This is a genomic window from Microvirga sp. M2 (assembly GCF_047497095.1).
Classification (GTDB): Bacteria; Pseudomonadota; Alphaproteobacteria; order Rhizobiales; family Beijerinckiaceae; genus Microvirga.
Genome location: NZ_CP134063.1, coordinates 224,500 through 241,540, shown reverse-complemented (window position 1 = coordinate 241,540; position 17,041 = coordinate 224,500). Strand labels below are relative to the sequence as shown.

The window sequence follows — 17,041 nt, the reverse complement described above, 5'->3', positions numbered from 1 at the left end:
CGCGATCACCGGCACAGGGCCGGTGACGGCACATTGTCCGCATGCTGAGCGGCCGGGTCGTTTATGGGTTCAATCGGCGGCAGAGCCCGTCGAGTTGCTCCAAGGTCTTGTAGCGGATGCGCAACTCGCCGCCATTGCCCTTGTGGTCGATGGTCACGGTAAGGCCCAGCACGTCCTGGAGGACACGCTCCAGGGCGCGGGTATCCGGATCCTTCTCCGGCTTGGGCTTGGCGGATTTCGTGTCGGGCCCGGGCGGCATGGCGCTTTCCGCCTGCGCGAGAGCCTCGACCTGGCGCACGCTCATGCCCTCGTCGAGCACATGCTGTGCGACCGTGACGGGATCCTTCACGGCCAGAAGCGCGCGGCCGTGGCCTGCCGTGAGTTTGCGGTCGACGAGCAGCTTCTTCACCGGATCGGGCAGATCGGTGAGGCGCATCATGTTGGCGATATGGCTGCGGCTCTTGCCGATGATCTTCGAGAGGTTTTCCTGCGTGTACGAGAACTCGACCATCAGCCGGCCGTAGCCTTCCGCTTCTTCGATGGGATTGAGATCGGCGCGCTGGACGTTTTCGAGAATGGCGTATTCGAGGGACGTCTTGTCGTCGATATCGACGACGACCACCGGCACCTCGTGCAGGCCGGCTTTCTGCGAGGCGCGCCAGCGGCGTTCCCCGGCGACGATCTCGTAAGAATCGGAGGTGTTCGGCACGGGCCGGACCACGATGGGCTGGATGATGCCGCGATCCCTGATGGACTGGGTCAGCTCCTGAAGCTCCGCATCCTCGAAGACCTTCCGGGGGTTGCGCGGATTCGGGCGCAGGAACTCGACGGGCACTTTCCTCGCGCCCCCCTTGTTGCTCTGCAGGGTACCGATCTCATCACCGACCTCGCCGATCAACGCGGCCAGGCCCCGGCCGAGCGACTTTACTTCTTTCGCCATTGCTCTTCTCAACTCTCGTTACGCGGCACGCAGGGCACGTTCGCGCTGAATCACTTCCGAGGCCAAACGCAGATAGGCCTGCGAGCCCGTGCACTTGATGTCGTAAAGCAGGACCGGCTTGCCGTGGGATGGCGCTTCGGACACGCGCACGTTTCGCGGGATCATGGTCTCGTAGACCTTGTCGCCCATGAACTGGCGGACATCGGCGACCACCTGCCCCGAGAGGTTGTTGCGGGGGTCGAACATGGTGAGCACCACGCCGTGGATCGTCAGCTTCGGATTAAGGGCCGTGCGGACCTGTTCGACCGTCTTGAGCAACTGGCTGAGGCCTTCCAGAGCAAAAAATTCGCATTGGAGGGGGACCAGAACTGCATCAGATGCGGTCAAGGCATTGATGGTCAGAAGATTCAGCGAAGGCGGGCAATCGATCAAAATATAGGTAAAAGCTTCCGTTACCTCGCTGTCCGCCAAGCCCTGAATCGCGGCCCGCAAGCGGTGGGCCCGGTTGCGCTCGTTCGCGATCTCCAATTCGACGCCGAGAAGGTCGAGAGTCGAGGGTGCGAGCCAAAGACCCGGCACAACCGTCTCGGTGATGCTCTCGGACAACGACGCTTCGCCGGCCAGGACGTGGTAGGTCGAGACGGGGCGGTTCTTCCGGTCGATGCCGAGGCCTGTCGAAGCATTACCCTGCGGATCGAGATCGATGATGAGCACCCTTTCCCCGATCGCCGCCAGTGCCGTACCCAGATTGATGGCCGTGGTCGTCTTTCCGACGCCGCCCTTCTGATTGGCAAGCACGAGAATGCGCGGCTTGGCCCCACGCGCTCCGGCTTCGGATTCGCTGCGGTCTGTCATCATGAATGGCTCTCAATGGAGGTTATGCGAAGAATCCTGGCCTCGGAATCGGTACGGCTCGGCAGGATGTCGGTCTTGAATGTCCACTTTTTCCGGGCCTCGGTCAATTCGGTCTCCACATCCCGCCCTTTGGGAAAGAGGCCGATTGTCCCCGCTTTCAACATGGGCTCGGTCCATTTCAGCAACTGATCGAGGGAAGCGAGAGCCCGGGCCGAGACGACATCGGCTTTGCCGACGAAGCCGGGAATGACGGTTTCCAGCCGCGCCTCATGCACCGTCGCCGAGGATCCGGTCAGGCGGGCGATCTGGCGAAGGAACGCGCATTTGCGGGAATTGCTCTCGACGAGATGCACGTTCAGTCCCCTCTCCTGCCCTGCGATCGCGATGACGAGGCCCGGGAAACCCGCGCCTGAGCCGAGATCGACCCAGGTCTTGGCTTCGGGCGCGAGGTCGAGGAGCTGGAGAGAATCGACGATATGCCGATCCCAGATCCGGTCGAGGGTGGCCGGGCCGACGAGGTTCTTGATCGATTGCCAGCGGCGCAGTTCGCGCTCCAGCAACTCGAGCTTCGCCAGTGTTTCACGTGAAACATCGAGCCCGGAACGATTCGACAGAGGGACGCTCATGACGCCAAAGCCTCGTCGTTGAGGACAACGCGGGATCCCGCCTTCTTGGCATGGGCAGCGAGAAGCGTCAGCGCCGCCGGTGTGATCCCCTCGATCCGGGCCGCATGTCCGAGGGTTCTCGGACGGACCCGCTCGAGCTTGGCCTTGATCTCATTGGACAGACCCGGAAGGCTCCGGAAATCGAGCGCCTCGTCGAGAACGACCCCCTCATCGCGCCGATACGCAGCGATATCGGCCTTCTGGCGGTCGAGATAGACCGCGTAAGTCGCGTCCGTTTCCAACCGCTCTCGGACCTGAAGCGACACGGCTGCAAGCTCGGGCCAGGCCTTCGCGAGATCATCCCAGCCGATGGCCGGATAGGATAGAAGCTGGTAGGCGCTGCGGCGGATGCCGTCCTGGTTGAGGCCGAATCCGTGGCGCGATGCTTCCTGGGGCGTCATGCTCAAGGCCTGGATCATCTCGCGGGCAGACTGGATCTCTGCCTGCGAGGAACGGAAATGAGCCTCGCGCGCAGAGCCGACGCAGCCGATCTCCAGCCCCTTCCCGGTAAGACGCTCGTCGACATTGTCGATGCGCAGGCTCAGACGGTATTCCGACCGGGACGTGAACATCCGATACGGCTCGCTGACGCCGCGCGTGATCAGGTCGTCGATCAGCACGCCAATATAGGATTCGGCGCGGTCGAACACGACATTCCCCTGCCCTGCTGCGCGCCGGGCGGCGTTAATTCCCGCAACGAGGCCTTGGGCGCCGGCTTCCTCGTAGCCGGTGGTCCCGTTGATCTGCCCGGCCAGGAAGAGACCCATCACGGCCTTGGTCTCAAGCCCGGCCGTCAGGTTACGGGGATCCACATAATCATATTCGATCGCGTAAGCGGGTTGGAGCATCCGCACTTTCTCGAGCCCTGGAATATGCTTCAGGAATTCGAGCTGCACGTCCTCGGGAAGTGAGGTCGAAATGCCGTTGGGATAGACAGTGAAGTCGTCGAGGCCCTCGGGCTCCAGGAAGATCTGATGTCCGTCCCGGTCGCCGAACCGCACCACCTTGTCCTCGATGGACGGGCAATAGCGCGGACCCGTGCCTTGAATATCGCCGGAATACATCGCCGAACGGTGCAGGTTGCCCCGGATCAGTTCGTGAACCCTGGCCGTCGTGCGGGTGATGCCGCATTCGATCTGCGGGGTCCTGATCCTGTCGGTCAGGAGAGAGAAGGGCACCGGATCGTCGTCCGCCGCCTGCTTGTCCACCCCGGCCCAGTCGATGGTGCGCCCGTCGAGGCGCGGCGGCGTGCCCGTCTTGAGACGTCCGAGGGTAAAGCCGAGCCGCGCGAAGGTCTTCGGGAGACCCAAGGAAGGGCGCTCGCCCATACGTCCCGCCGGGATCTTCTTCTCGCCGATATGAATCAGTCCCGACAGGAAGGTGCCCGTGGTGATGACCAGGGCGCCCGCCGCGAGCCGCCGCCCGTCAGCCAGGAGAAGCCCGGCAATATGCCCTTCCTGCACGAGGAGATCGTCCGCCTCCCCTTCGACAATGGTGAGATTGGCGGTCTGGAGCAGCTCGGCCTGGATGGCCCGCGCATAGATCTTGCGGTCGGCCTGGGTGCGGGGACCGCGCACGGCCGGGCCCTTGCGACGATTCAGCAGACGGAACTGAATTCCCGCCCTGTCGGCCATGCGGCCCATGACGCCGTCGAGGGCGTCGATTTCGCGGACCAGGTGGCCCTTGCCGAGCCCGCCGATCGCCGGATTGCAGGACATCGCGCCGACGGTCGCAAGCTTATGGGTCACGAGGGCCGTGCGCGCACCCATCCGCGCGGACGCGGCGGCTGCCTCGGCGCCCGCATGACCGCCACCGACCACGACCACATCGAACATGTCATGCGCTGAAAGCTGACTCACGGAATCTGATCTCCATGCCTTGGGTCTCGCTGCAATGCGGGCCGAAGCGCTACGCCGATAAAAGCGCACCGGGTTTTCTGTCCATCCGATGGGGCCTTCCTGAAGGAGGCGGCGGATCGACCGTGGAATCGGCATTCACTGCTGCGAACGATGCTTTAGGTCTTCGGAGCAGAGAGGTCAAAAGGGCAAAATGTTTCACGTGAAACATCCGCCGGGACCCCACGTTCTGCACACGATTCCCACAGCCTATGCAACATGGATTCAGCATCATTGCACCGATTCGTGAACAGCCTTTCGAAGAAACTTCCGCAGTTCTGCCCGCTCGTGACCGGACCGGCTCATTTGCCGATGCAGAAGCTGGAGAACAGCCGATCCAGCACATCCTCCACATCGACCCGTCCCGTGATCTCGCCGATGGCGCGCGCGGCGAGACGGACTTCCTCGGCGGCCAGTTCGAGCGGACCGTGGCCGGCGAGGAGCTCCCGTCCCGCGGCCAGGGAACGATGGGCTCGTTCCAGAGCCTTACGATGACGCTCGCGGGTTAAGATCGCGTCACCCTGGCCTAAAGCCGCCTCCGCTTCCTGCTCGAGGGCGGCGATCAGGCCGGGGAGGCCTTCCCCCGTCGAGGCCGCAATCAGAAGATCGCACCCGCGACCGCTGCGGTTCAGATCGGCCTTGGTGCCGACCTTGAGTAGCCGACGCGCCGGCGGAGCTCCCGTCTCCTGGCCTTCCGGCGGCACCAGCCAGAGCACGAGATCCGCGTCCTGGGCCCGAGCGCGGGCACGGGAGACGCCCTCCTGCTCGATCATATCGCCACTCTCGCGCAGGCCCGCCGTATCCACGATGATCACGGGCAGGCCGCCCAGATCGCAATGCACCTCGATGACGTCGCGGGTCGTCCCGGCAATCGGGGACACGATGGCCACATCCCTCCGGGCGAGCGCGTTGAGCAGGGTGGATTTTCCCGCATTGGGCGGGCCGGCGAGCACGACGGTAAAACCCTCGCGCAGACGCTCGCCGCTGCGGTTCGCGAGCGCCCGGCCGATCTCGCCCCCGAGACGATCGAGCCGATTCAGGATGTCGGCTTCCAGATCCTCCGGAACGTCGCCCTCGTCGGAAAAATCGAGGCTCGCTTCGAGAAGCGCAAGAGCCTGCAGGGTCCCTTCGCGCCATCCCTCCGCGGCATCGCCGAGGCGGCCTTCGAGCTGGAGCATGGCCTGGCGGCGCTGGGCCTCTGTTTCCGCATCGATCACATCGGCGAGGCCCTCTACCTGGGACAGGTCCATCCGCCCGTTGAGGAAGGCCCGGCGGGTGAACTCGCCCGCCTCGGCCGGCCGGCATTCCGGGACCGCACCGAGCGCCTTCAGGACCGCCGCGCGGGTGGCCAAGCCGCCATGGATATGGAGTTCCGCCTGATCCTCGCCGGTGAAGCTCCGCGGCCCCGGCATCCAGAGCACCAGGGCCTGATCGAGGGGCTCGCCCGAAGCGGGGTCTCTGAGAACCCGCACCGCGGCATGACGGGGCTCCGGCACGTTCCTGCCCAGCATCTCGAGAATCGTCCGGCTCTGCGGCCCGCTGATCCGGACGATGCAGACGGCCGCACGGCCGTGGCCGGAAGCGGTGGCGAAGATGGTATCATCCGAACGCATGGGCATGGACCTCCGGCACCATGAGAGACTTGAACATGTGACACGGCAATGGGCGGCGCGAATCAGGAACGGGTCCGATCGGAATCGGTCCGCTTCAATCTTCGCATGAGCCCCACCCTATCGGAGCAGGATCCATGAACCGCCTCAGGAATGCCAGTTCGCCCTACCTCCTGCAGCACAAGTCCAATCCTGTCCATTGGTGGGAATGGGGACCCGACGCCTTGGCCGAGGCCCAAAGGCTCGGCAGGCCTATCCTGCTCTCCGTCGGCTATGCCGCCTGCCATTGGTGCCACGTGATGGCCCACGAGAGCTTCGAGGACCCGGACGTGGCGGCGGTGATGAACGAGCTCTACGTGAATATCAAGGTCGACCGGGAGGAGCGCCCGGATGTGGACCATGTCTATATGAGCGCCCTCCACCTCCTGGGCGAACAGGGCGGCTGGCCCCTGACCATGTTCCTGACCCCGCAGGCCGAGCCCTTCTGGGGCGGCACCTATTTCCCGAAGGAGCCGCACTTCGGCCGCCCCGGCTTCGTCCCGATCCTGCGGGAGATCAGCCGCCTCTACCACGCCGAGCCGGACCGTATCCTCAAGAACCGGGACGTCCTGAGGGAACACCTGTCCAAAGGGGCGGAATCCGACGGTGGAAGCTTGAGCCTCGCCGATCTCGACCAGTTGGGCCGCAGGCTGACGGAGCTGATCGATACGGAGCATGGCGGACTTCAGGGCGCACCGAAATTCCCCAACCCGCCGATTCTCGAATATCTCCTTCGCCATGCCCGGCGCACCGGCGACGGGGAGGCACGCCGCCGCTTTCTCCTCACCATGGAGCAGATGGCGCTCGGCGGCATCCGCGATCATCTCGGCGGAGGCTTCGCGCGCTACGCGGTGGATGAGCGCTGGATGGTGCCGCATTTCGAGAAGATGCTCTACGACAACGCGCAGCTCCTGGAACTCTACGCGCTCGCCTACGCGCAAACCGGCCGCGCGCTCTACAAGGACGCGGCCGAGGGAATTGTCGCCTGGCTCGAACGGGAGATGGTGACGCCCGAGGGCGCCTTCGCCGCGAGCCTCGATGCCGACTCGGAAGGCGAAGAAGGCCGCTTCTACGTCTGGAGCCTCGACGAGATCCGCGAGGTCTTGGGCGAGGAAGACGCCGCCTTCTTCGCCAAGGTCTACGACATCACCAGGGAGGGAAATTTCGAGGGCCTCAACATCCCGAACCGGTTGATTACCGGCGAAGCCCCTCCTCCGGTGGAGCAGCGGCTCGCCGCCATGCGCGAAAAGCTTCTGGAGCGGCGGGCGACCCGGATCAGGCCCGGGCTCGACGACAAGATCCTGGCGGACTGGAACGGGCTCATGATGGCGAGCCTCGCGCGGGCGGCTCCCCTGCTGGAGAGGCCGGACTGGATCGCCTTGGCGCAGCGCGCCTATCGCTTCATCCATGGTTCCATGAACCGGGACGGGCGGCTCGGCCATTCCTGGCGCGCCGATTCGCTCGTCTTTCCAGGCTTCGCCCTGGACCACGCCGCCATGATGCGGGCGGCCCTCGCCCTTTACGAGGCGACGAACGACGACGCCTACCTGACCGACGCCCGAACCTGGCGCGAAGTCCTCCTGGACGACTTCATGACCGGGCAGACCGGCTGCCTCGCCATGACGGCCAAGGGAGCCGATCCCCTCGTGGTCAGGCCTCAGCCCACCCACGACGAGGCGGTGCCGAATGCCAACGGCGTATTCGCGGAGGCGCTCGTGCGGCTTTCACAGATCACCGAAGAGCCGAGCGATCATCGGCAGGCGGACGAGATCCTCGCAAGGCTCGTCGGGATCGCCCGCGCGTCCCCGCTCGGCCACACCTCCATTCTCAACGCCCTCGACCTGCATCTGAGGGGGTTGAGCATCCTCGTCGCGGGCGACGACCCGGAACCGCTTCGAGCGGCTGCCCTGCGCGTGCCCTATCTCGACCGCAGCGTGCGGTGGCTGCGGCCCGGCGACACCCTGGACGAGGATCATCCGGCGAGAGCCCTCGTCGCATCCCAAAACCAGGCCCGGGCGCTCGTCTGTGCCGGCACGCGCTGCTCGCTCCCGGTCGAGACGCCCGAGGCCTTGGGCGATCAGGTGCGGGAGATGCTGGGGCTGTAACCGGCCCGAACGCGGACGGGGCTATCGATGTTCTTCTTCTTTTCGAACCGGGTCGGCTGCCTGGGCTCGCTTCTGATCTCGGCCGCTCTGACTCTTCTCGTCCTCTGGCTGATGCGGGCGATCTGAGGGAATTCGGTGTCGGACGAGAGGAAACGCCTTATGGGTGACGCATAACGAAAAACCCCACCCTCACTGACGAGGATGGGGCTGGGTTGTCGTAAACGGGCGGTGCGCCTCAGGTGTTCATCGAGTCGAAGAAGTCCTGGTTCGACTTGGTCTGACGCAGCTTGTCGAGCAGGAACTCGATGGCGTCCACCGTGCCCATCGGGTTGAGGATGCGGCGCAGCACGTACATCTTCTTGAGCGTGTCGCTCGGAACCAGCAGCTCTTCCTTGCGGGTGCCGGAGCGGGTGATGTCGATGGCCGGGAAGGTGCGCTTGTCGGCGACCTTGCGGTCCAGGATGATTTCCGAGTTGCCGGTGCCCTTGAACTCTTCGAAGATCACCTCGTCCATGCGCGAACCGGTATCGATCAGCGCGGTCGCGATGATGGTGAGCGAACCGCCCTCCTCGATGTTGCGCGCGGCACCGAAGAAGCGCTTCGGACGCTGGAGCGCGTTGGCGTCCACACCGCCGGTGAGCACCTTGCCGGAGGACGGCACCACCGTGTTGTAGGCGCGGCCCAGACGCGTGATCGAATCCAGCAGGATGACCACGTCGCGGCCGTGCTCCACGAGGCGCTTGGCCTTCTCGATCACCATCTCGGCGACCTGCACGTGTCGGGTCGCCGGCTCGTCGAAGGTGGAGGCCACGACCTCGCCCTTCACGGAGCGCTGCATGTCGGTCACTTCCTCCGGACGCTCGTCGATGAGCAGCACGATGAGGTAGCACTCGGGGTGATTCGTGGTGATCGACTGCGCCACGTTCTGCATGAGCACCGTCTTACCGGTGCGCGGCGGGGCGACGATCAATGCGCGCTGGCCCTTGCCGATCGGCGACACGATGTCGATGATGCGCGGCGAGTAATCCTTGCGGGTCGGATCCTCGAGCTCGAGCTTGAAGCGCTCCTGCGGGAAGAGCGGCGTCAGGTTGTCGAAGTGAACCTTGTGCCGGATCTTCTCAGGATCCTCGAAATTGATGGTGTTGACCTTCAGAAGGGCGAAATAGCGCTCGCCCTCCTTCGGGCCGCGGATCGGGCCATCCACCGTGTCGCCGGTGCGCAGGCCGAAGCGGCGGATCTGGCTCGGGGAGACATAGATGTCGTCCGGCCCCGGCAGGTAATTCGAATCGGCCGAGCGGAGGAAGCCGAAGCCGTCCTGCAGCACCTCGACGACGCCTGCTCCGATGATCTCCACCTCGCGCGCGGCAAGCTGCTTGAGGATGGCGAACATGAGCTCCTGCTTGCGCATGGTGCTGGCGTTCTCGACCTCGAGCTCCTCGGCGAAGGCAATGAGTTCGGTCGGCGTCTTGGACTTGAGATCTTGAAGTTTGATTTCCCTCATCGGGGAACACTCTCGGAGTAAAATTCGCGGGCAGGTTGACTGGACGCGGGGGGGAGATCGGGGGAACGTTCGACAGGGCCGCCCAGATCACTAGAGGTGACTTGAGAGAGCCCGGGGGGCCCGTGCAGCGCAACCTGTCTTTTATGGAAGGGGCTTTCTTTATATCCGCCTTCGCGGCTTTTCTCAAGTGCTGTTTGAATAACCCTTTCGGGAGGGTTTCCCATACGAAAGGCTTCTCCCTCGTACAGGATCATTTTCCGAGAAAAAGTTTCGGTTCTCCCCTCAAGCGGAGCCGTCGAGCCATCGGACCCGGATGCCCGGCCCGGAGCCGGGCATCGCGTTCGGGAACCTCAGAACGGCTTCACGATCACGAGGATCACGATGCCGATCAGCAGGACGGTCGGCACCTCGTTGAGGATGCGATAATATTTCGCAGGCCTGGTGTTCTTGTCGGCGGCGAAATCCTTGAGGCGCCGCACATAGACCCCGTGCAGGCCGGAGAGGATCAGCACGAGAAGAACCTTCGCGTGCAGCCAGCCGGATGTGTACCAGCCGCCGTCCCAGACGAGATAGAGACCGAGCACCCAGGTCACCATCATGGCCGGATTGATGATCGCCTTCAGAAGCCTGCGCTCCATGATCTTGAAGGTCTCGGACTGGATCGAGCCCTTCGGCGCATCGCAGTGATAGACGAAGAGGCGCGGCAGGTAGAGCATGCCCGCCATCCAGGCGATGACGGCGATGACGTGAAACGCTTTCAGCCAGAGATACAGCATTCTTTTCAGGCTCCTCGAACGCGGGCGATCATCTGCTCGACATGGGCGATCGGCGTCTCCGGCAGAATCCCGTGGCCGAGATTGAAGATGTGCGGACGACCCCGCACGCTTTTCAGGATATGGTCGATCCCCTGCTCCATCGGGGTTCCGCCGGCGATCAGCGCGAGCGGATCGAGATTGCCCTGGGTCGGGACGGTGCCCGGCAGCGTGGGGAGCACCAGAGCCGGATCGAGCGTCCAGTCGAGGGCCAGCGCATCCCCGATCCCGGCCGAGGCGAAGCGATGGAGATTGGCGCCCCCGCCGCGCACGAACACGATGGCCTTGGCCTGGGGACGGGCAGCCTTCAGGCCTTCCACCATGCGGCGGATCGGATCGAGCGACAGCCGGTCGAAGAGAGCCGGCGGAAGCGCCGCGCCGAAACTCTCGAAGATCTGCACCGCTTCCGCCCCCGCATCGATCTGGCGGATGAGATAGGCGGTGGAGGCCCGCACCAGCTTCTCGATGAGCCGGTCCATGAAGGCCGGGTCGCGATAGGCGGTCAGGCGGGCCGGCGCCTGGTCGGGCGTGCCCTTGCCGGCGATCATGTAGCTCGCCACGGTCCAGGGCGCGCCGCAGAAGCCGAGAAGGGTGGTTTCCTTCGGCAGGCTCTTGCTCAGCCGATCCAGGGTCTCGAAGACCGGATCGAGGCGCTCCAGCGGCAGCTCCTCGGAAAGCCTCGCAAAATCCTTCTCCGACGTGACCGGATCGAGCTTGGGCCCTTCGTTCTCGACGAAGCGCACGTCCTGGCCCAGCGCATGGGGAATGACCAGGATGTCGGAGAACAGGATCGAGGCGTCGAAGCCGAACCGCCGGATGGGCTGAAGGGTCACTTCCTCGGCAAGCCTCGGCGTATAGCAGAGATCGAGAAAGGAGCCCGCCTGCTTCCGGGTCTCCCGATATTCCGGCAGATAGCGGCCGGCCTGGCGCATGATCCAGATCGGCAGAGGCCAGACCGGTTCTCCGTTCAGCACGCGCAGGATCGCTTTGGTGGGACGCTCGCTCACAGGCCCTCTCTAATAAGAATAATCTTTGAATCTAAGAATCTGATGTTTCTCTTGGGCCGTGAATCGCAAAGCCGCAACCCCGTCCACAACCCTTCCACACGGGCCGGCCCGTTAACCATTCATTAACGGATGAGGCAGGGTCGCCTCAATCCTTTCCGAATTCTTAAACCTTAACAGCCCGTTAAGGAATTTGAACGGAACGTTAACGGCCCGATCCCGAGTGATTCGTGCCGGATTCTCCCAAACGAGGGATTCCAGACTCGCACATCGAGCTGCCCTGTTGATGGCCATCGCGGCAAATCACAGGGGCCCTGCCCTGGACCTCGGGAAGGAGCCGTTCTATCCACATTTATCGACTCCTTCTTCCGGGGGATCCGCTTTGCCGGGACGCAGCTACTTCCACCTCCATCTCGTCTCCGATTCCACCGGCGAGACCCTGATCACCGTGGCCCGCGCGGTCGTGGCGCAATACGAAGGCGTGGCCGCCATCGAGCATGTCTATCCGCTGGTGCGCTCCACCACGCAGCTCGAACGCGTGCTCACCGAGATCGAAACTGCGCCCGGGATCGTGCTCTACACCCTTGTGGACAGCGACCTGACGAGCCGCCTGGAAGAGGTCTGCCGCGCCACGGGCTCTCCCTATCTCTCGGTGCTCGAGCCCGTGCACCAGATGATCTCGTCCTATCTGGGAACGCATTCCACCGCCCGGCCGGGCGCCCAGCACATGCTGAACGCGGAATATTTCAAGCGCATCGATGCCATGAACTTCACCCTCCTCCACGATGACGGGCACCTGCCCGACGATCTGGACGAGGCCGATGTGATCCTCATGGGCGTGAGCCGCACCTCGAAGACGCCGACGGCGGTCTATCTCGCCAACCGCGGACTGAAGACCGCCAATTTTCCCCTCGTTCCGGGCATGCCCCTGCCGCCCAAGCTCCAGGAGGCGAGGAAATCGCTGGTGGTCGGTCTCGTGGCGACGCCGGAACGCATCGTGCAGATCCGGCAGAATCGCCTGCTCAGCCTGAAGGCGGACGACGACACGTCCTATGTGGATCGCGATTCCGTGGCGGAGGAAATCGCGGCCTCGCGGCGATTGTTCGCCCGCCACGGCTGGCCGGTGATCGACGTGACGCGCCGCTCCATCGAGGAGACGGCGGCCGCGATCATCGATCTGTACCGCGACCACCGCATGAAATTCATCGTGGAATAGACCGATGCCCGCGCTCTGGACCGCACCGGACAACCTGCTTCTCGCCTCCACGAGCGCAACGCGGCTCGCGCTCCTCGTGAGCGCCGGGCTCTCGGTCGAAACGCAAGCCCCGGACGTGGACGAACGCCGGATCGAGGAGGCCGCCGGAGGCGAAGGGCTCGAGCCGCCCGCCCTCGCGGGCCGGCTCGCCGCCGAGAAGGCCCTGGCGGTCAGCCGCCGTCACCCTCAGCGGATCGTTCTCGGCGCCGATCAGGTTCTCGCCTGCGGTGGGGCCGTGTTTCACAAGGTGGCGGACCGCGAGGCCGCCAAGGACCAGTTGCAGGCCCTGTCCGGGAAGAGCCATGCGCTTCATTCGGCGGGGGCGCTCGCCATCGGCGGCGCCGTGGTGGAAAGTTTCGTCGCCACCGCGACTCTCACCATGCGGCCGCTCACGAGCGAGGTGATCGACCTTTATCTGGAACTCGCCGACCCGGCCGTGCTCCGCAGCGTCGGCGTCTATCGCTACGAAGGCCTCGGCGTTCATCTGTTCGATTCCGTGGAGGGCGATCACTCCACCATTCTGGGGCTTCCCCTGCTCCCGCTCCTGTCGGCGTTGCGCCGCCTCGGATGCCTCGCACTTTAGGATTCCACCATCATGACGAAGGCCTTCATCGTCGGCCACCCGATCAAGCATTCCCGCTCCCCGCTCATTCACGGCTTCTGGCTGGAACGATACGGGTTGAGCGGCTCCTACGAGCGCATCGATGTTGAGCCTGTGGATTTCGGGGCTTTTCTGAAAAGCTTTCCGGGTCAGGGTTTTGCCGGTGGCAACGTCACGATCCCGCACAAGGAAGCCGCCTTCGCGGGTGTCATGCGCAGAACGGAGCGGGCCGAGCGCCTGGGGGCGGTCAACACGCTCTGGGTCGAGAACGGCATCGTGTGGGGCGACAACACGGATGTGCTCGGCTTCATGGCCAATCTCGACCTGAGCCTGGGGACAGGCTGGGAGAAAAATGTGGATACCGTGCTGGTTCTCGGCGCGGGAGGAGCGGCGCGCGGCGTCGTCGCAGGCCTGCAGGATCGTCCGGTGAAGCGGATCCTCGTCGCCAACCGCACGCTCTCGAAATCCCAGGATCTCGTGCGCGATTTCGAGCGCTACGGCTCGGCGAGGCTCGAGGCCCTCGCCTGGGAGAATCTCGATCGCGCGCTTCCCGAAGCGGCGCTCATCGTCAATACCACGTCCCTCGGCATGGCGGGACAGCCAGCGCTCATGCTCGATCTCGCCAAGGCGCCGCGCGGCGCCGTCGTCACGGACATCGTCTATGTCCCCTTGCGCACGCCGCTGCTCGCGGCTGCCGAGGCCGAAGGCCTGCGGACCGTCGACGGGCTCGGCATGCTGCTGCACCAGGCGGCGCCGGGCTTCGAGCGCTGGTTCGGAATCCGGCCCGAAGTCACGCCGGACCTGCGCGCCAGGATCGTCGCCGATCTCGAGGCCGGACGATGACCTTCGTGCTCGGACTGACGGGCTCCATCGGCATGGGAAAATCGGCTACCGCCGCTCTCTTCCGGCGTCTCGGCGTTCCCGTGCACGATGCGGACGCGGCCGTCCACGCGCTCTATCGCGGGCGCGCCGCGCCCCTGATCGAGGACGCCTTTCCGGGCACGGTCGCCGGCGGTGCGGTGGATCGCCGCAAGCTCGGTCAGGCCGTGATCAACGACGCGGAAAAATTGAAGCGGCTGGAGAGCATCGTGCATCCGCTCGTGCGGGAGGAGGAGGAAAATTTCCTGAGGAGAGTGTCCGCGACCGCGCCTTTCGCCGTGCTCGACATCCCGCTTCTTCTCGAAACGGGCGGGGAGGACCGCTGCGACGCCGTTCTCGTCGTGACCGCGCCTCCCGATGTGCAGCATGCGCGGGTGATGGCGCGGCCCGGCATGACGGAAGAGACCTTTAACGCGATCCTGGCTAAGCAGATGCCGGATGCGGCCAAGCGCGCCCGGGCGCATTTTCTTGTCGATACGAGTCGGGGCTTCGCTTCCGCGGAGGCCCAGGTGAGGTCCATCATGGCGTGTCTGGCGGGACGTCCCGGCCGCCGGAACCCGAGGAAGAGTGTTTGACGATGCTGAGAGAGATCGTTCTCGATACCGAAACCACCGGCACCGATCATGCCAAGGGCGACCGGATCATCGAAATCGGCTGCGTCGAGCTCCTCAACCATATCCCGACGGGCAAGAACTACCACGTCTATATCAATCCGGAATATCCGGTCTCTCCGGGCGCCTTCGCGGTGCACGGATTGAGCGACGACTTCCTGGCCGACAAGCGGGTCTTCGCGGCCGTCGTAGAGGAGTTTTACGACTTCATCCGCGATGCGCGGCTCGTGATCCACAACGCGGCTTTCGATATCGGCTTCATCAATGCGGAATTTGCCCGCACCGGCCATCCCGCCATCGATCTCGCGGATGTGGTCGATACCCTCACCATGGCCCGGCGCAAGCATCCGGGTGCCGCGAACAATCTCGACGCGCTCTGCTCGCGCTACGGCATCGACAATTCCAAGCGCACCAAACACGGGGCGCTGCTCGACGCCGAAATTCTGGCCGAAGTCTATATCGAGCTGATCGGCGGCCGACAGGTCGGTTTCGATCTTAGCGCCCAGCCTGCGAAAGGCGGCGGCAACGCCGTCCGCCTGGCTGCGGCGAGCCGGCGCGAAGTCAAACCCCGCCCCATGATGACGCGTCTGACCGATGCGGAACGCGCCGCGCATGCGGCCTTCATCGAGCAGCTCGGCGCGAACGCGGTCTGGCGCGACTATATCGGCGAGGCTGGGCCGGACGCTTCCTGACGTCGCGGGCAAAACAAAAGGCGGAGCCGTCGCCCGCTCCGCCCTTCATGGTTTGAAAAAGCTTGATCGTCTTACGACAGGGTCTGACCGCCCGGCTGAGACTGAAGCTCGCTGGCGCGCTGGCGGTAGAGTGCCACGAAGTCGATCGGGTCGATGTACAGGGGCGGGAAGCCGCCGTTGCGCACCGCGTCCGCCACGATCTGACGGGCGAAGGGGAACAGCAGGCGCGGGCATTCGATCATCACCACCGGATGCAGCTGATCCTGCGGAATGTTCTGCACGCGGAACACGCCGGAATAGGTGAGCTCGAAGGCGAACAGCACGTCGTTGCCGGCCTTGGCATTGCCTTCGAGGGTGAGGTCCACCTCGAAATCGGCCTCGGCCAGCTGTTTGGCATTCACGTTGACCTGCAGGTTGATCTGCGGACCTTCGGATTGCTGCTGCAGCGAACGGGGGGCATTGGGATTCTCGAACGAGAAATCCTTGCAGTACTGCGCAAGGGCGTTCAGCGCGGGCATACCGCCGGGCGCTCCGTTGTTTGCCGGATTATCGGCCATGGTTTCATGCTCCGAAGAGAGGTCAATCGGTCGACCCGGACGGGGCGCTTCACATCATGAAGGCACCTGATCGGCAGCGGGCCACGGATCCTCGCGCTATCAGTTCCGTGCACGGGAGGCAAGATTTGCGAGCCTCCTTGTGCTTGTCGCGGGGAGAGGTGGATGTTACGACCCCTGGACCCCATATGCAAAGGAACCCTCCTTTCACCGCGGGGTCACGCCCGGCGCCAGCCGGGTCCCGGCAGGCTGACAACGGATCGACGATGCAGGATTCCTTCGACATCACGACCCTTATTTTCATCGTTCTCGCCATCTTCGTGATCTGGCGCCTTCGATCGGTGTTGGGGCAGAAGACCGGCAACGAGCAGCCGCCCTTCGATCCGCTGTCTCGCCGCGATGCGCCCCTGCGTCCGGGCAATCCGCCGGCCGAGGCCGATCACAATGTGGTGCATCTCCCGGGCCCCAACGGGACCCGACCCGCGGCCGAGATCCAGACCACGGAGCGCTGGAAGGGCTTCGCCGAGCCCGGCACCCCCATGGCCACGGCCCTCGACAGCATCGCCCGCGCCGAGCCCGGATTCGACCCGGCCGGCTTCCTGGAGGGAGCCAAGGCCGCCTACGAGATGATCGTCACGGGCTTTGCGACCGGAGACCGCAAGACTCTCAAGGACCTCCTCTCCCGGGACGTCTATGAGGGGTTCGAGCGCGCCATCACCGAGCGCGAGCAGCGCGGCGAGCGTGTGGAAACAACCTTCGTGTCCATCGACAAGGCCGAAATGGCCGGAGCCGAGGTCTACGGCAAGACGGCCCAGATCGTCGTGCGCTTCGTCTCGCAGCTGATCACGGTGACCCGCGACGGGTCCGGCGCGGTCGTGGACGGAAGCCCCGATCAGGTCGCCGAGGTCACCGACGTGTGGACCTTCGCCCGCCAGCTCGGCAGCCGCGATCCCAACTGGCAGCTCGTGGCGACCGAAGCGGGGCAATGAGGCATGCCGGGCGAGCCGTTCTCGCATGCCTTTT

Annotated in this window: 16 protein-coding genes; 7 read left to right on the top strand and 9 right to left on the bottom strand. The window is 64.6% G+C overall.

Annotation, left to right across the window (positions count from 1 at the left end):
• Positions 1-61 precede the first annotated feature (61 nt).
• From RE429_RS01200 to mnmE, 5 genes are all read right to left on the bottom strand, one after another.
• Entirely contained in the window at positions 62-940 is an 879-nt protein-coding gene (locus RE429_RS01200; RefSeq protein ID WP_414472582.1) for a ParB/RepB/Spo0J family partition protein, read from the bottom strand.
• 18 nt (positions 941-958) lie between these two features.
• Positions 959-1,795, bottom strand: coding sequence for a ParA family protein (locus RE429_RS01195; RefSeq protein ID WP_370439234.1), 837 nt, complete (start codon positions 1,793-1,795; stop codon positions 959-961).
• Positions 1,795-2,421, bottom strand: coding sequence for a 16S rRNA (guanine(527)-N(7))-methyltransferase RsmG (gene rsmG / locus RE429_RS01190; RefSeq protein WP_414472581.1), 627 nt, complete (start codon positions 2,419-2,421; stop codon positions 1,795-1,797). The genes RE429_RS01195 and rsmG overlap by 1 nt, the downstream gene beginning before the upstream one ends.
• Entirely contained in the window at positions 2,418-4,295 is a 1,878-nt protein-coding gene (gene mnmG, locus RE429_RS01185; RefSeq protein ID WP_414474274.1) for a tRNA uridine-5-carboxymethylaminomethyl(34) synthesis enzyme MnmG, read from the bottom strand. Before mnmG ends, rsmG begins: the two co-directional genes overlap by 4 nt.
• A gap of 362 nt (positions 4,296-4,657) precedes the next feature.
• Positions 4,658-5,968 carry a tRNA uridine-5-carboxymethylaminomethyl(34) synthesis GTPase MnmE gene (gene mnmE / locus RE429_RS01180; protein ID WP_414472580.1) on the bottom strand — a complete coding sequence of 437 codons (1,311 nt, stop codon included), beginning with the start codon at positions 5,966-5,968 and terminating at the stop codon, positions 4,658-4,660.
• Between the two features lie 134 nt (positions 5,969-6,102).
• On the opposite strand from mnmE, the gene RE429_RS01175 reads away from it, so the two are divergent.
• Positions 6,103-8,109 carry a thioredoxin domain-containing protein gene (locus RE429_RS01175; protein ID WP_414472579.1) on the top strand — a complete coding sequence of 669 codons (2,007 nt, stop codon included), beginning with the start codon at positions 6,103-6,105 and terminating at the stop codon, positions 8,107-8,109.
• Between the two features lie 235 nt (positions 8,110-8,344).
• Here the strand turns inward: RE429_RS01175 and rho are convergent, their stop codons facing one another.
• The 3 genes from rho to hemE form a co-directional block, all read right to left on the bottom strand.
• Complete coding sequence (gene rho, locus RE429_RS01170; protein ID WP_414472578.1) at positions 8,345-9,610, bottom strand: transcription termination factor Rho; 1,266 nt, start codon at positions 9,608-9,610, stop codon at positions 8,345-8,347.
• A gap of 350 nt (positions 9,611-9,960) precedes the next feature.
• Entirely contained in the window at positions 9,961-10,383 is a 423-nt protein-coding gene (gene hemJ / locus RE429_RS01165) for a protoporphyrinogen oxidase HemJ (protein WP_414474273.1), read from the bottom strand.
• An 8-nt stretch (positions 10,384-10,391) separates the two neighbouring features.
• Positions 10,392-11,429: a uroporphyrinogen decarboxylase gene (hemE, locus tag RE429_RS01160; protein ID WP_414472577.1), complete on the bottom strand. Its 1,038-nt coding sequence runs from the start codon at positions 11,427-11,429 to the stop codon at positions 10,392-10,394.
• A 379-nt stretch (positions 11,430-11,808) separates the two neighbouring features.
• On the opposite strand from hemE, the gene RE429_RS01155 reads away from it, so the two are divergent.
• Genes RE429_RS01155 through dnaQ form a run of 5 tightly spaced genes read left to right on the top strand, consistent with a single transcriptional unit; the run spans position 11,809 to position 15,464 of the window.
• Entirely contained in the window at positions 11,809-12,642 is an 834-nt protein-coding gene (locus RE429_RS01155) for a pyruvate, water dikinase regulatory protein (protein ID WP_414472576.1), read from the top strand.
• A gap of 4 nt (positions 12,643-12,646) precedes the next feature.
• Positions 12,647-13,264: a Maf family protein gene (locus RE429_RS01150; RefSeq protein WP_414472575.1), complete on the top strand. Its 618-nt coding sequence runs from the start codon at positions 12,647-12,649 to the stop codon at positions 13,262-13,264.
• A gap of 12 nt (positions 13,265-13,276) precedes the next feature.
• Positions 13,277-14,125 (top strand): shikimate dehydrogenase, encoded by an 849-nt coding sequence (locus tag RE429_RS01145; protein ID WP_414472574.1) that lies wholly within the window; start codon positions 13,277-13,279, stop codon positions 14,123-14,125.
• Positions 14,122-14,736 carry a dephospho-CoA kinase gene (gene coaE, locus RE429_RS01140; protein WP_414472573.1) on the top strand — a complete coding sequence of 205 codons (615 nt, stop codon included), beginning with the start codon at positions 14,122-14,124 and terminating at the stop codon, positions 14,734-14,736. The genes RE429_RS01145 and coaE overlap by 4 nt, the downstream gene beginning before the upstream one ends.
• A gap of 2 nt (positions 14,737-14,738) precedes the next feature.
• Positions 14,739-15,464 (top strand): DNA polymerase III subunit epsilon, encoded by a 726-nt coding sequence (gene dnaQ / locus RE429_RS01135; protein ID WP_414474272.1) that lies wholly within the window; start codon positions 14,739-14,741, stop codon positions 15,462-15,464.
• A gap of 71 nt (positions 15,465-15,535) precedes the next feature.
• On the opposite strand, the gene secB is transcribed toward dnaQ, so the two are convergent.
• Entirely contained in the window at positions 15,536-16,021 is a 486-nt protein-coding gene (gene secB / locus RE429_RS01130) for a protein-export chaperone SecB (protein WP_414472572.1), read from the bottom strand.
• Positions 16,022-16,284: 263 nt separating this feature from the next.
• On the opposite strand from secB, the gene RE429_RS01125 reads away from it, so the two are divergent.
• Positions 16,285-17,007 (top strand): Tim44/TimA family putative adaptor protein, encoded by a 723-nt coding sequence (locus RE429_RS01125; RefSeq protein WP_414472571.1) that lies wholly within the window; start codon positions 16,285-16,287, stop codon positions 17,005-17,007.
• Positions 17,008-17,041 lie beyond the last annotated feature (34 nt).